This is a genomic window from Mycobacterium riyadhense (genome assembly GCF_963853645.1).
In the GTDB taxonomy this organism is placed as follows: Bacteria; Actinomycetota; Actinomycetes; order Mycobacteriales; family Mycobacteriaceae; genus Mycobacterium; species Mycobacterium riyadhense.
Genome location: NZ_OY970456.1, coordinates 1,114,025 through 1,128,390, shown reverse-complemented (window position 1 = coordinate 1,128,390; position 14,366 = coordinate 1,114,025). Strand labels below are relative to the sequence as shown.

General features: G+C 64.4%; 8 protein-coding genes and 1 pseudogene. 3 read left to right on the top strand and 6 right to left on the bottom strand.

What is annotated here, in order from left to right; genetic code table 11:
* Position 1 precedes the first annotated feature (1 nt).
* The 3 genes from AADZ78_RS05165 to AADZ78_RS05155 form a co-directional block, all read right to left on the bottom strand.
* The gene (locus tag AADZ78_RS05165; RefSeq protein WP_085249850.1) at positions 2-547 is read right to left on the bottom strand and encodes an adenylate kinase; all 546 of its coding nucleotides are present in this window, start codon (positions 545-547) and stop codon (positions 2-4) included.
* Entirely contained in the window at positions 544-1,869 is a 1,326-nt protein-coding gene (secY, locus tag AADZ78_RS05160) for a preprotein translocase subunit SecY (RefSeq protein ID WP_085249849.1), read from the bottom strand. Before secY ends, AADZ78_RS05165 begins: the two co-directional genes overlap by 4 nt.
* A 249-nt stretch (positions 1,870-2,118) precedes the next feature.
* Positions 2,119-3,414 carry a cytochrome P450 gene (locus AADZ78_RS05155; RefSeq protein ID WP_085249848.1) on the bottom strand — a complete coding sequence of 432 codons (1,296 nt, stop codon included), beginning with the start codon at positions 3,412-3,414 and terminating at the stop codon, positions 2,119-2,121.
* A 278-nt stretch (positions 3,415-3,692) separates the two neighbouring features.
* Between AADZ78_RS05155 and AADZ78_RS05150 the strand changes: the two genes are divergently transcribed.
* The 3 genes from AADZ78_RS05150 to AADZ78_RS05140 all read left to right on the top strand — a co-directional run bounded on the left by AADZ78_RS05150 (position 3,693) and on the right by AADZ78_RS05140 (position 6,644).
* On the top strand, positions 3,693-4,709 hold the full coding sequence (locus tag AADZ78_RS05150) for a hypothetical protein (RefSeq protein WP_139828611.1): 1,017 nt from the start codon (positions 3,693-3,695) through the stop codon (positions 4,707-4,709).
* An 83-nt stretch (positions 4,710-4,792) separates the two neighbouring features.
* A complete protein-coding gene (locus tag AADZ78_RS05145; protein ID WP_085248516.1) occupies positions 4,793-6,430 on the top strand; it encodes an IS1634 family transposase in 1,638 nt (545 codons plus the stop codon).
* Between the two features lie 79 nt (positions 6,431-6,509).
* On the top strand, positions 6,510-6,644 hold the full coding sequence (locus AADZ78_RS05140) for a hypothetical protein (RefSeq protein ID WP_341343629.1): 135 nt from the start codon (positions 6,510-6,512) through the stop codon (positions 6,642-6,644).
* Positions 6,645-6,680: 36 nt separating this feature from the next.
* Here the strand turns inward: AADZ78_RS05140 and AADZ78_RS05135 are convergent.
* From AADZ78_RS05135 to AADZ78_RS05125, 3 genes and pseudogenes are all read right to left on the bottom strand, one after another.
* Positions 6,681-7,760, bottom strand: a pseudogene (locus AADZ78_RS05135) (fatty acid desaturase family protein); the annotation flags it as partial.
* 13 nt (positions 7,761-7,773) lie between these two features.
* Complete coding sequence (locus AADZ78_RS05130; protein WP_085249085.1) at positions 7,774-11,028, bottom strand: MFS transporter; 3,255 nt, start codon at positions 11,026-11,028, stop codon at positions 7,774-7,776.
* Positions 11,025-14,357, bottom strand: coding sequence for an ATP-binding protein (locus AADZ78_RS05125; protein ID WP_085249086.1), 3,333 nt, complete (start codon positions 14,355-14,357; stop codon positions 11,025-11,027). The genes AADZ78_RS05130 and AADZ78_RS05125 overlap by 4 nt, the downstream gene beginning before the upstream one ends.
* Positions 14,358-14,366 lie beyond the last annotated feature (9 nt).

The window sequence follows — 14,366 nt, the reverse complement described above, 5'->3', positions numbered from 1 at the left end:
ATTACTTGCCCAGCGCGTGCAAGGCGCGGGCAAAAACTTCATCCATGGTGCCGACGGCGTCGACCGTCTTCAGCTCACTGCGGTAGTACTCGAGCAGTGGCGCGGTCTCGTCGCGATACACCTTCATCCGATTCAGGATGACCTCGTCGGTGTCATCGGCGCGGCCGCGGCCTTTGAGCCGCTGCAGCAACACCTCCTGCGACACGCGGAATTCCAGGACCGCGTCGATGTCGGTCCCCCGGCGTTGCAGCATCTCGTGCAGCGCCTTGGCCTGTTCCACCGAGCGCGGATATCCGTCGAGGATGAAACCCTTGGCCGCGTCCGGATGGTTCAGCCGGTCGTCGACCAGTTCGTTGGTCAGATCGGAGGGGACCAGGTCACCCGCGTCCAGATAGCGTTTGGCCTCCACACCGAGTTTGGTGCCGTCTTCGATGTTGCGCCGGAACAATTCGCCCGTGGAGATCTGCGGGATCCCTAGTTTCTCGGCCAGCTTCTCGGCCTGCGTCCCCTTGCCCGCCCCCGGCGGTCCCAGCAAAACAACTCTCACTTGAGGAACCCTTCATAGTTGCGCTGCATGAGCTGACTCTCGATCTGTTTGACCGTATCCAAACCGACGCCGATCATGATCAGAACCGCGGTACCCCCGAAGGGTAAGTTCTGCACCGCTCCGCCGTTGCCGATCTCCAGGAACAGATTGGGCAGCACCGCGATCACGCCCAGGTAGATCGACCCCGGCAGGGTAATCCGGCTCAGCACAAAACGCAGATAGTCGGCGGTCGGGCGCCCCGGCCGAATGCCCGGAATAAAGCCGCCATATTTCTTCATCTCATCGGCTCGTTCGTCGGGGTTGAAAGTGATCGACACGTAGAAGTACGTGAAGAAGACGATCAGCCCGAAATAGATGCCGATGTAAGCCGGGTTGCTCGGGTCCGACAGATACGTATTGACGACTTTGTCCCACCAGCCGTGGCCCACGCCGCCGGTACCGCTGCGGACCAGCTGGGTGATCAGATGCGGTATGTAGATCAGCGAGGACGCGAAAATCACCGGAATAACGCCGGCCTGGTTGACCTTCAGCGGCAGATACGTCGAGGTTCCGCCGTACATCCGCCGGCCCACCATGCGCTTGGCGTATTGCACCGGGATCCGGCGCTGTCCCTGTTCGACGAACACCACGCCGACGATGATGATCAGCGCGGCCGCACAAACCGCCGCGAAGATCGCCCCGCCGCGGCTTTCCAGGATGCTGTGCCCCTCGGCAGGAATGCGAGCGGCGATGCCGACGAAGATCAGCAGCGACATGCCGTTGCCGATCCCGCGTTCGGTGATCAATTCGCCCATCCACATCACCAGCGCCGCACCCGCGGTCATCACCAGCACGATGACAACCGACGCGAAGATGCTCTGGTCGGAGATGATGTCCAGCTGGCAGCCCTGCAGCAGCCCACCGTTGGCCGCCAGCGCCACGATGCTGGTGGCTTGCAGGATCGCGAGCGCGATCGCCAGGTAGCGGGTGTACTGCGTCATTTTCGCCTGACCAGCCTGGCCTTCTTTGCGCAGTTCTTCGAACCTGGGGATGACCACGGTGAGCAGCTGCACGATGATGCTGGCGGTGATGTAGGGCATCACGCCCACCGCGAACACCGTCAGCTTCAATAGCGCGCCGCCGGAGAAAAGGTTGATCAGCGAATAGATCTGTCCCGCAGCGCCACCGCTGGCCTCTTTGATGCACTGCTGGACGTTCGGGATATTGACACCAGGGGATGGCACTGAGGCACCGACACGGTAGAGGATGACGATGCCCAGCGTGAAGAGAATCTTCCTTCTCAGGTCCACTGTTCGCAGTGATGAGATGAAAGCCGAAAGCACTCTTCCTCCTGCGCAGCCGAACTCTGGTCGCGGTATGCCAACCGGGCTTGGCCGACTGGGTCATCCTGGGGTCATCCCGCGTCACGCGCCCAACCCGCAGGCAAGGACGTATGGCGTCGCGCGTCAAACCGTGTACGAGATTAACAGCTAGTCTGGGCTGGGCCTTTCTCGGCCGCCGTGGCGCGGCGCCCAACACGGACTGCCGCCGGCCGACGGCGACGACGCCCGCGTTCGGCAACGTGGTCTGCATCAGCGCGGAGCCGGGTTGAACTCCAGGTGCAATTCGGACAGCGCGCGCAGGGTATATGTCGGTTCGTAGTGGAAGCGGCGAGCGCGGGCCGGGCCGTGTTTGGCCGCCGACAATCTGATCCCGGTCGTCCTGTCCAGGATGCGCTCGATGGAAACGCGGCCCTGGGCGCGGGCCAAGTGTGCACCAGGACAGAAATGAGCTCCCCGACCGAATGCCACGTGGTCGCGCACATTGGGCCGATTCAACCGGAACTCGTGCGGATCCTCGAACTTGCGGGGATCGCGGTTGACGGCCCCCGGGCACACCATCACCGTGGTGCCCGCGGGAAGCGCCACGCCGCCCAGCGTGGTCGTCTTGCGTACCAACCGGAAGTCGCTTTTCACCGGACTTTCCATCCGGAGGAGCTCCTCGATGAAATTCGGGAGCCGGCTGCGGTCGTCGCGAAGCTGCTGCACCAGATCGGGGCGCTCGGCCAGCACTCGAAGCGCCCAGGTCAGCAATATGGCGGTGACGCCCCGCGCCGCCGTAAACACAAGGGTGGCGCTGCGGGCGACGTCAGCGATCTCGGGTACATCCCCATCGGGATAGCGTGCGTTAGCCAGCCGCGTCAGCACGTCCGCGCGAGGCTCGCGCCGCCGGTCCAGCAGATAGTGGCCGAACTTGTCATCGAGCCACTCGAGCGAATCGTGCCGTATCGACGCGTGATCCAATGCGCCGGCCGGGACATGGGGGCGCGGCGCCTCGAACGTCTCGCGGTCTTCTACCGGGATGCCGAGCAGTTCCGCAATCACCCCGGACGAGAACGGCTTGGCGTATCCGGACACAAACTCGCACTTCCCGGCGTCGATGAAGCTGTCGATCTGCTCATCGGCGAGGCGCCGCAGCAACTCCTCGTTCGCCTGAATGCGCTTGGGGGTAAGCAGACGACTCAGCAAGAACCGCATCCGGGAATGCTCGGGTGGGTCCATCGTGGTCAGGTACTGACTCATCGGCATCTGGTCGCGGTACCGCTCGATCTGCTCATCGATGTCGTCACCCCGGGGTTCGAACGGCAGTGGTGGAAACGGTCCGCCAACCGCGACAATCGACGAGAAGGTCCCGGAGTCCTTGTAGACCACCGCGGCCTCCTCGTGGCCGGTGACAGCCACCACGTCGTGATGCGGCAGGTTCACCACCGGGTTCTGCGCCCTGAGGCGGTCGAAGTAGGGGTACGGGTTAGGTAGCAGGGACTCGTCGCCGAAGAAGTCGATCGCGTCCAGGGCACCAGCCAACACCCGCACAGGGCAACAGTTCATAGAAGTAATCATACGCTTGATTTATTGTTGCACATGTGCAAGAGTTGCCTGGTCGCGCGCTGGCGCGGCCGTTCGGAATCAAGAAAGGGTTGATCAATGTCCGTTGCTATCACTCGCAACGAATCGCTCGCGGCCGCTGGCGTCTCATCGGCAGACCTCGAGACACTGCGGGCCGTCAATGAAAAAATCGCCATCGCTCGCAGCGTCCCAACGAAAATGTCGGACGACGCCTGGCTCTGCATCAGCGCGATCTACTGAGTAAGCAGTTCGTGCGACCAATGAACAACAAGGAAAGACATGCCGAGCCATCTGTAATTGAGGGCATGGACAGACTCTGCACCAGCTATCTCGAATTGAGGCCCGATGACCGGGTACTCATGCTTTATTCGAACGAACTCCAGGGTGACGATGACCAAAGCTTGCTCGACACTCTACGTGAACGGATTGGTGCGCATTCGGTTGGCGTTTGGATAAAGCCCGCCGACGCTTTCGACGAATGTGACCTTGCAGACTGCGATGTCTTGCTACTCGTCAGCATGGTATCCAGCAGCCATCGCGCAAAGATACTGGAGTATCTCGAATTGGCAGGTGGACAACGTCGAACCCGAATCTTCCGGCTATTCAACTTCTCCCCACAGCTATTCAAACTGACTCTCGCCGTCGATCGTTCATCCCTGGACAGTTTGAATAATTCCGTCATCGGAGCCGCTCGGTCAACCCAAGACATCCACATTACTAATGGGGCCGGAACCGATCTGCACGTCCGTCCATTAGCGGACGGCGGGTGGACAAACAGCAGCGGGTATTTCTGTGGACGTTTTCCCGCTATCTTACCGCCCGGAGAAGTAAATACCTATACTCCTCATGTGACAGGAACAGTGGTGGCTGATGGGGCGATAAACTCAAGCTTTGGATTTCCCGGCGATCCTCGATTGGCCACTAGTCCCATTACCCTTGAAATTACCGAATCAGTGGTCAAGAAGGCAACCTGCGCTGATCCGGTGGTGTCATATGTTCTGAGTAACTTCTTTAAGGTCGAAAACGCCGACCGCGTCGGCGAAGTTGGCTTCGGCACGAATGAAGGTATTACGGAATGGGTCAATTTCCTGTCCCATATAAATGAGCGCCACCCGGGCCTGCACCTTGGGCTGGGAACTCCCTCACAACCGCAATCGAAAGTAGGCTGGGGCTCGCCCCTGCATCTCGACATGATTTTGGATGGGTGTCGGATCTGGTTTGACGATGCACTGGTCTTCTCGAACGGATTCTGGCCTGAGTTTGGACACCTCCGATGATTTTGACGCTGCGTAGTTCCCTGACCTGGCATTTTGGCCGCGAGGGTGGGTGTTTCGGGGTACTAACCGGGTAGGTTCGTGCGGTGGCGTACGTGCGGAAGGTGCGCACTGCCTCGGGTGCGGTGGCGGTGCAGGTGGCGCACAAGGACCTTGGCCGGGTAGTGATCCTGGCGCATCTGGGTTCAGCGCATACCGATGCTGAGCTGGGCATTCTGCTCGATGCGGCCCAGCAGATGGTCCTCGATGGCCAGGCCGCCCTGGATTTCGAAGTCTCCGCCCGCGCCCAATCGGTGGCCGATGTGGCCGACTTCCGGGCGCAGTCGCTGATCGCAGAACAGCCCAAGCCCACAGCCCCCGCACCCGTGGTGCCGCCAGGTCGCACGCTGGGCACGAACTCGCGGCTGCTTTATGACGTGCTCGCCCATGTGTATGACTGGCTGGGTTTCGACGCAGTCGGCGATGTGGTGTTCCGGGATCTGGTGATCGCCCGGATCGTGGAGCCGACCAGCAAGATCGACGCGTTGCGGGTGCTGGCCGATCTCGGGGCAGCGCTGGTGTCATATAAGACGATCGACCGCCACGTCCGCAGCATCCATGCCGGTCCCGCTCGGGATGTGGTCGCCGCGAAATGCTTTGAGCACTCCCGTGATTGCGGTGGCCTGTCGCTGTTGCTCTATGACACGACCACGCTTCATTTTCAGGCCGAGCACGAAGATGAGCTGCGACGGGTCGGATATAGCAAGGACCGCCGCGTCGACCCGCAAATTGTCGTCGGACTGCTGGTGGACCGCATGGGGATGCCTTTGGAGATCGGCTGTTTCGAGGGCAACACCGCTGAGACGACCACCATCGTTCCGATCATCGGCAGCTTCGTCGAACGCCACCGCCTGGCCGGCATTCCGATGGTGGTGGCTGCTGACGCCGGGATGCTCTCTGCGACAAACCTCAAGGCCCTCGACGATTTGGAGTTGTCGTTCATCGTCGGGTCCCGGATGACCAAAGCCCCTGGAGATCTGGAGTCCTATTTCCATTGGAACGGCGATGTTTTCACCGACGGGCAGATCATCGACACCGTCACACCACGGCACGGCAACAACACTGTCAACGACTGCAACAAGCGCGCTGAACCAGTCTGGGACCCCGAAGCTCATCCGGGCGCCTGGCGGGCAGTCTGGGCGTATTCGGCCAAGCGAGCCCGCCGCGACCAGAAAACCCTGGCCGCCCAGGAAGCCCGCGCCCGGGCCATCGTCGACGGCACGAGGCAGGCCAAGGCCGCCCGATTTGTGACGGTCCGCGGCGATGACCGCACCATCGACGAGGCCAGCCTCGCCCGGGCTCAATCCCTCGTAGGTCTGAAAGGGTATGTGACAAATGTGCCGGTCACAGTGATGCCAGCCACCGAAGTCATCGCGAAGTACCACGAGCTGTGGCACGTGGAGAAGTCCTTTCGGATGTCAAAGAGCGACCTCGAAGCGCGGCCCATGTTCAACCGGATGCGCGATGCCATCGAAGCTCACCTGACCCTCGTCTTTGCCGCCCTTGCCGTCTCTCACGTCATCCAATCGCGCACCGGGGTATCCATCGCCAAAGTCGTCAAACAACTACGCCCGCTACGCAGCGCCACCATCACCATCAACGGCGCCACTCAGACCTTCCCACCAGCGATCCCCGAGGCCGAGCGCAAAATCCTCACCGACCTCGGCTTCAAACCCGGGTACTAAGCCAAATGTCCAAACTCAGGTGGGAACTCCCTCACAACCGCAATCGAAAGTAGGCTGGGGCTCGCCCCTGCATCTCGACATGATTTTGGATGGGTGTCGGATCTGGTTTGACGATGCACTGGTCTTCTCGAACGGATTCTGGGATCGTGCCACGCTCAACACGCTGCGTCAGGGCGCGACTGTGCATGACGTCCTGCACGTCGACGCGGTTTGATGCCGGCAACGCGCCCTGGCTGACTTGCTACCTCGCGGGTAGCGACAGGGTGGCGATGGTGCGCCACGCCTTGGCGACCTGGGTCAGGAAGGGTCCGCTGGTGTAGGGCAGGTGGTATTTGTCGCAGATTTGGCGCACGCGCGTCGCGATCTGGGCGAGCCGGTTGCTGGGCAGGTCGGGGTAGAGGTGATGCTCGATCTGATACGACAGGTTGCCGGTCATAAACGCCAGCAGCGGCCCGGCATCGATATTGGCGCTGCCCAGGATCTGTCGCAGGTACCAGCGCCCCGTGGTCTCGTTGTCCAGGTCGTGATGGGAGAACGTTTCGGCGCCGTCGGGAAAATGACCGCACAACACCACCGTGCCGATCCAGATGTTGCGGATGACGTTGGCCAGCATGGTCGCGGTGGCGGTGGCGGTGAAGCTCGCCCACGGCGACAGCGAGGTCAGCGCCGGGGCCGCCAGGTAGTCCTTGACCAGCTGGCGGCCGGCCTTGGACACACGTTCACCCAACTCCTTTTTGGCCGCGCGATCGGCACGCCCGTGAACCAGGTCGCGCAGCTGCACGCCCAAATGCTGCAACGCGACTCCCCACTCGAAGCCCACCACCAGCAGGGCGCCCAACAGCAGGTTGGCCAGGTGGTGGGTGCGCCAGGGCTGATCGCGGGTGACGCGCAGAAACCCGTAACCGACGTCGGTGTCCATACCCAGCACGTTGGTGTACTTGTGGTGCTGAAAGTTGTGGGTGAACCGCCACCGTTTGGCGGTGCCCGCCATGTCCCATTCCCACGACGACGAGTGGATCTCGGGATCGTTCATCCAATCCCACTGCCCGTGCATGACGTTATGACCGATCTCCATGTTCTCGACGATCTTGGCCACCCCGAGGGTCACCGCCCCGGCCCACCACGCCCAGCGCCGGCAACTGGCCGCCAGGACCACACGCCCGGCGACCTCAAGGCCACGCTGGACGGCGATGGTGCGGTAGATGTAGCGCGCATCGCGCTCACCACGGCAGTCCTCAATCTCGATGCGGATCGCGTCCAATTCGACTGCCAGCGCCGCGACGTCCGTGTCGGTCAGATGGGCGAACGCCGACACATCTGAGATCGCCATCGCCGGCCCACCGCTACACCAGCGCCATGATCTGCGGCAAGGCCTCACGCGCGGCGACCCGACCCGCCTCACGTGCGCGGTCGATCTGGTGGAACTCGAGGAATCCAATGGCGCTGGTGTCGGGCGTAATCGCCAGGTCCGCCTGCGCAAGCACGGACGCCGACGCCATGCCGCTGCCGATCGTGATGGTGCGGATGAGGGTGTCGCTGATGGCGGGCACCCGTGGTGAGCGCGCGTGTTTGGCCGTCGGGTTAGAGTGTGCCTCCCTTCCAGCGCCGACTTGCACCGCGATCACCGGGCCGTCGCGGCGATCCAGCGTGGTCACGGGCAGGTTGTCGAGCACGCCCCCGTCGACGTGCAGCGACTGGTCATAGAGTTTCGGCGGGTACAGACCCGGCAGCGATACGGAACAGGCGAGAACCTCGGCGAGCGGGCCGCGGCGGTGCACGACAGCCCGCCGCTCCAGCAGATCGACGCTGACGCAGCGGAATTCCTTCGGCAGCTCCTCCACCAGGCGTGCGCCATACGCGTCGTAGAGAGCGGCCAGGGTACGGCGCCCCCGAATCAGGCCCTTGCTGGGCAGCGTGTAGTCGGTGACGGGATTGTTGCGGACGAAGTACTCGTAGATGTGGGCATCAACGGCGGCTGCGTCCAGGCCCATCGCCGCGAGTGCGGCGATGACCGCCCCCATGCTGGTCCCGGCGATCCGCCCGATTCCGACACCGGCCGCCTCCAGCTCCTCAATCACGCCGAGATGGGCGAAGGCGCGCGCGGCCCCACCGCTGAGGACCAGCCCGACTGATTGGCCCGCGATGCGTGCCGCGAGCGGGCGCAAGTCGGAAGCCGCATGTCCGGGGCGAACCTCATGGACCGACCGCGGGGTGATCAATTCCTCCCACGCGCGCCGGTGATCCCGGGTTGCTGGCGGTCCCGCCAGCACCAGATCGGCGCCTGCGGCTCGAGCACGTAACCGTTCGGGTGCCGGTGCCGGATCGGCGGCGACCAGCACGACGCGGTCGGCGACACGCAGGCAGAAGTCCCACCAATCCACGTCACGCACCGCGGCGTGCAGCAACACCTTGTCTGCGGCCCGCTCGGCGCGCTCCAACCCGTCGCGGTCGATGCGCCCGAATTTCTCCACGCGTAGCCTGCTCGACAGTGCGGTGGACAGTTCGGCGGCCACCATTTCGACGGGCGCCGTGGTGTCGACACCAACGACAGCGACGACCACCTCGGGCGTCGGGTGGGAAACGTTGGGTGGCGGCGTCTGGTACAGACGGGTGGCCAAGGCTCGGACCAGTGCCCTGAGCACGCCCGAGTCGGCAACATTGTCGAATTGGGCTTTGGTCAGTCGCACCAGCGTGGAGTCCCGCACGGCTCGCACCGAAGCGGATCTGGGCGCATCGATCATCAGTCCGAGCTCGCCGACGACCTCGCCGCGGCCCAACTCCGTGACCACGACGTCGTCGCGCAGCACCTGCAGCCGCCCGTTGCGGATCACATAGAGAGAGTCGGAGGCGTCGCCGGCCCGGAATAGGTACGAGCCAGCCGCCAGCTCAACATGCTGGGCACAGTCCCGCAGGCCCGCCAGGGCGACGGCGTCCAGTCCCGCAAACAACGGCAGAGACCCGAGCGGGTCCTCGCTGGAAGCGGCCGACGGGGGTTTCGCGGCTGCGTAGTGCCGGGGCGCGGGCCTCGATGTCAACGGCTCGATCTCCGGTGTCGGCTCGGACTCGACCGCGTCGATCGTGACGTGGCGGGTGCGGCCCAGCAATACCGCTCCGATCGCGACCGCGGCAAAGCAGATCGCGGCCAGCACCCATCCTTTTCGCAGCGCAGCTTCGGCCGCCTCGCGACCCGGTGTCCCGACCACCACCACCAGGAGCGCGATGCCGATCACCGCACCGAGCTGGCGGGTGCTGCTCACGACCGCGGCCGCGGTGGCGTAGCTACCGCCTGCGGCCAGCCCGGCCAGTGCGGCGCTGCCAAGCATCGGCAATGTCGCGCCGACTCCGATGCCCTGCAAGAGCTGGCCGGGCAGCCACGCACCGAGGAAATCTGGCTTCGAGCCGACGCGTTCGATGTACCACAGCAGGCTGCCGGTCCAGACCAGCGCGCCGGCGACGATGATGATGCGATACCCATGCCGGTCAGCGACGCGCCCGAGCACCGCAGCGACAACTGCTGCGACGAACGCGGCGGGAGCGACCGCCAGGCCCGCGCGCAACAAGTTGTAACCCCACACGTAGTTCAAGAACAGGACATGGGTCAGCAGATAGGCGTAGAACCCGGCGCTTGCGACCAGGGTCAGCGTGTTGCCCGTTACGAACGACCGGACACGCAGAAACGCCGGCTCGATCAGCGGGGTCGCGTGGTTCCGCGAGCTCATGACGAATCCGGCCATCGCCACAGCCGCGGCCACGCACGACCCGATCACCGCGGCGCTGGTCCAGCCCCAGTCGGGGCCCTTGATCAGACCGAGCGTCAAGAACGCCAGCGCGGCAGCGAGCAGCGCGGCACCCCGCAGATCGGGAACGCGTCGCCGCCCCGAGGCGCGGCTTTCGACCAGCCCCCGCCGGGCCACCATCAAAGCCACGACGCCCAGCGGAAGATTCACCAGGAACACCCACCGCCAGCTTGACGCCTCCACGAGGGCACCGCCGATCGGCGGGCCGAGGCCCGATGCGATCGCGGCCGCCGCACCCCACAGACCTACCCCGTGCGCCCGGCGCGTGGCATCGAAGCTTTCGACGACAAGCCCAAGCGATGCCGGCACGAGAATCGCTGCGCCAATACCCTGCAGCACACGGAACGCAACCAACTGCCCGACGCTGTCGGCGGCGGCACATAACCCGGAAGCGGCCGTGAATAGCGCGACCCCGTAGATGAACATCCGCTTACGACCGAGAAGGTCGGCGAGCCGACCCCCTGCCACCAGGATCGCCGCGAACGCAATGTTGTAGGCGTTCAGCACCCACGACAGGCTGCCGATGTCGCTGTTGTGGAAATGTCTCTGGATTGCCGGGAATGCGATGTTGACGATCGTCGAATCGAGAAAAGCGAGAAAGGCGCCGAAAGCCGCTACCAGCAGCACCGCGGTGGGTGACGGCTGGCGGCGTTGGGTGAGCGGTGGGCGTGGCTGGTCGGATCGCCGACCAGGTCCGTACGCCGAGACCGTGTTTCGGTCCGCCGTGGCGGCGATCCCTGCGTTGCCTTCGCGTGCGTGTCTGCGTGCAGTTCGTCGCGCTACTGCGATTCTGTTGGTCATGCCGCTCCCGTCCGTCGCAGTTCGGTGGCATCGATGAGATGTGTTGTGTGCCTGACGATTACCGCCCCTCCCAGGTCCCGAGCGGTGTCGCGGGCGCGACGCAGCATCGCCAATGCACGTGGCTCGTCCGCGTCGGCGTTTCGCGACAGCAGCATCTCCGCCCAGTACTGCAGGTTCCGCGCCTCAAACAGCGGCGCGCCGATGCGGTCGTGCAGTGTGGTTGCGGCGGCGAAATGCTGTTCGGCGTCGTCGAATCGGCCAAGCGCGCCCGCCAGGCGTCCGAGGATCGTGTGGGCCGACGACAATGCGATCGGGACCGGGTAGATCAGGTGGGTCCGATAGGGGTACAGCAGGTCATAGATCTCCGCGATGGCATCGCGGTCGCCGAGTCGCACTGCGGTCAAGCCCCAATGCGCCAGGGCATACAGCCGCAGGTAGTCCTGGTTCAGCGACCCGAAACCGGCTTGGAGCACCTCGTCGAGCAGGTCGCCTGCCTCGTCGAAGCGGCCGTGTTCGGTGAGGTAGAACGACAGCCTGGCCGGTATCGAAGAGAGGCCAGGCGCGACGTTCCTCAGCTCGAAGTTCGCGTCGATGATTTCCTCGTCGAGCCGATCCTGTTCGTATCGCACGTAGTTGAGCTGGGGGCTGTAGAAAACGGCTGCGTCTGGAAAGCCGAGGGCCATACCGACCGCCAGCCCGTCGCGGGAATGCCTGTCGGCGAGCTCCAGATCGCCGTCGACCGATGCCATCACTGTCGCGCAAAACAGTGCCACCCAACGTATCCGGGGCTGACCGGTGCGCTCGGAGAGCAGCCACGCTCGGCGTGCGCACTCGCGCGCTTCGTCGATGTCGGCGACTTCGACCGTCGCGATAAATCTCATGGCCGCGGCCATGCAGCCGAGGAACGGGTCGTCCAGTCCATCGGCCAGAGCCAGCAGCTCGTGGGTGAGCCCCAGCCGCTCGACCATGAGATCGGGTCGCATCGCCAATGCCGAGGTGACCAATTCCAGCACCTTCGCCAGTGCGTGCTTGTCGGCGTCGCGGCGCGCCAACCCCAGCGCTTCGTCGATGAGCGGGCGTATCCGCGTGGCGAAATCCCAGTCGACGCACGCTTCGGCGGCCAGCTGCGCCAGCAAAAGGGGCCGATGAGGGGAACCGGCGGGCGCCACATCGATGGCCGCTTGCAACCCCGCGATCCGCTCGGCGTCGACATCGCCACAGTTGCTCAGCCAGCCGCGGGTGTTGGTGATCGCGGCTCTGGCCATGCGCTCCCGGTCGCCGATGCGCGACGCGATCTCACCGGCGGCCAGCAACGTATCGCGGTAGGCCGGCTCCCCAATCTGCCATTGCGCTTCGCCCATGAAGATCATCAGGTCGCAGCGATCGGCCTCGCTTACACTGCGCGCTTTCCCGAGCTGCTCGAGAGCTTGGGCGAACCAGCGCAGCGCCTCATCCGGGGCCAACTGCGCAAGGGCGCGCTCGCCCGCCCGACGCGCATAGGCGATCGCCTTGCCGGAGCTGGCCGCGGGCCCCGCGGCCGCCCAGTGGTAAGCCAGCTCGCCAAGCCTCTCATCGATGTCCCCCCGGGCGGTGTCTTCGATGGCTTGAGCGATGTGCAGGTGCAGCCGTGCACGTCGGGTTCGGCTAAGGGCTTCACACAGCGTGTGGTTGATCAGCGCGTGCGCGAACACGAAGCGCCCCAACGCTTCTGGGCTCTCCCGCAACACTGACCCGGCTACCGCCGATTCCAGCGCAGCGAGCAGGTCGTCCTCGCAGCGTTCGCTGACCACCGACAGCAGCTCAAGATCGAATTCACGCCCGATCACCGCGGCAGCGCTCAAAACGCTGACCACGTCGGGGCCGAGCCGATGGATCCGCTGAGCGACCACATCGCGGACGCTGCGCGGGATACGCAATTTGCCGATCTCGGCGGTAACGACATACTGGCCACCGTCGCCCTGCACAATCCCCCCGGACTCGACGAGATCGCGCAAGATTTCGGTGACAAAAAACGGGTTGCCGTCGCTTTCTCGACACACCGCCGCGGCCAGCCTGCGACCTTTGGCGGTGAGCTCATGACCCGCGGCGGCGGCTATCAGCGACTCCACCTCCTGCTGCGCCAATCCCTGCAGTGCCACCCACTCCACACCGGCTTCACGACGCAGATCGGCCAGCAACGCACTAAGCGGATGGTTCGCATCGATCTCGCTATCGCGGTAGGTGCACAAAAACAATAGGCGCGCTTGCACCACATGCGCCACGACGTGTTTCAAAAGTGCTAGCGACGGTTTGTCGGACCAGTGCAGATCATCGAGCAACACCACTACCAGGAGCCCCTGGGCGGCCGCGCACTGCAATAGTCCGACGACCGCCCCGAACAACAGGCAGCGCTCCGCCGCCGGGTCACTGACCCGCGGCGCGGGCACGTTGGGCAGCCGGCGCGCCAGCTCGGGCACTAGCCGGCACAGTTCGCCGCCGTGCTCGCCGACATGTTGGGCCAACACCTCTATGGGGGCATGCTCGACCAGGTCGCGCAACGCCTGCACCCAAGGCTGATACGACGCCGCCAACTCCTCATCACAGTGCCCGAAAAGCACGGTGGCGCCCTCGGCGTGCGCCTCCGACACCAACTGCGTGGCTAACCGCGTCTTGCCGATGCCGGGCTCGCCGGCGATCAGCACCACCTGGCGAGCCCCCTCGATAGCGAGCTGGCGCACCTGAGATAACCGATCGCGGATGCCTTCGCGGCCCACATAGGCCGTCAACGGCAACACCTGCAACCGCGGCGGTAACGGGATAGTTGCACCGGCCAGCGACGCCCACAAAAGCTCCCACGCCGCCACCGGCTCGGGCAGACCCTTCAGTTCGAGGTCGCCGACCGAACGAAACGTGTGCTCACCGCGACGACCGACCATCACCCGAGTCACATCCGACAGCAACACCTGACCCGGATTCGCCTTGGCACACAGCCGCGCGGCCACCACCACCGGAGGTCCGAACACATCCCCATCCGAGCGCGTCGCGTCGCCCATGCTGATCCCCACGCGCACCAACAGCCGTTCAGTGGCGTGGCGGTTGCGCAGTTCGTGGCGCTGCTGGATCGCTTGGGCGCATTCGACGGCGGCGGCCGCCGACGGCAGCACCACCATCACCCCGTCGCCGGTGTTCTTTACCTCGAACCCGTCGGCGCCAGCGATTGCTCCGCGCAGCAGCCTAAAGTGTTCGACGCGCAGCTCCTCGGCGCGCTCCGGACCCACTCGCGACGCCAGAGCGGTCGAATCGACCAGATCGGTGAACAACACCGTAACCGTCTCGACCTGAGCCGCCATCACGCGTCA

Coding starts and splice junctions, on each gene's coding strand:
- AADZ78_RS05155 (WP_085249848.1), bottom strand. CDS start 3,414: ATGAACTGTTGCCCTGTGCGGGTGTTGGCTGGTGCCCTGGACGCGATC.
- AADZ78_RS05150 (WP_139828611.1), top strand. CDS start 3,693: ATGAACAACAAGGAAAGACATGCCGAGCCATCTGTAATTGAGGGCATG.
- AADZ78_RS05140 (WP_341343629.1), top strand. CDS start 6,510: ATGATTTTGGATGGGTGTCGGATCTGGTTTGACGATGCACTGGTCTTC.
- AADZ78_RS05130 (WP_085249085.1), bottom strand. CDS start 11,028: ATGACCAACAGAATCGCAGTAGCGCGACGAACTGCACGCAGACACGCA.
- AADZ78_RS05125 (WP_085249086.1), bottom strand. CDS start 14,357: ATGGCGGCTCAGGTCGAGACGGTTACGGTGTTGTTCACCGATCTGGTC.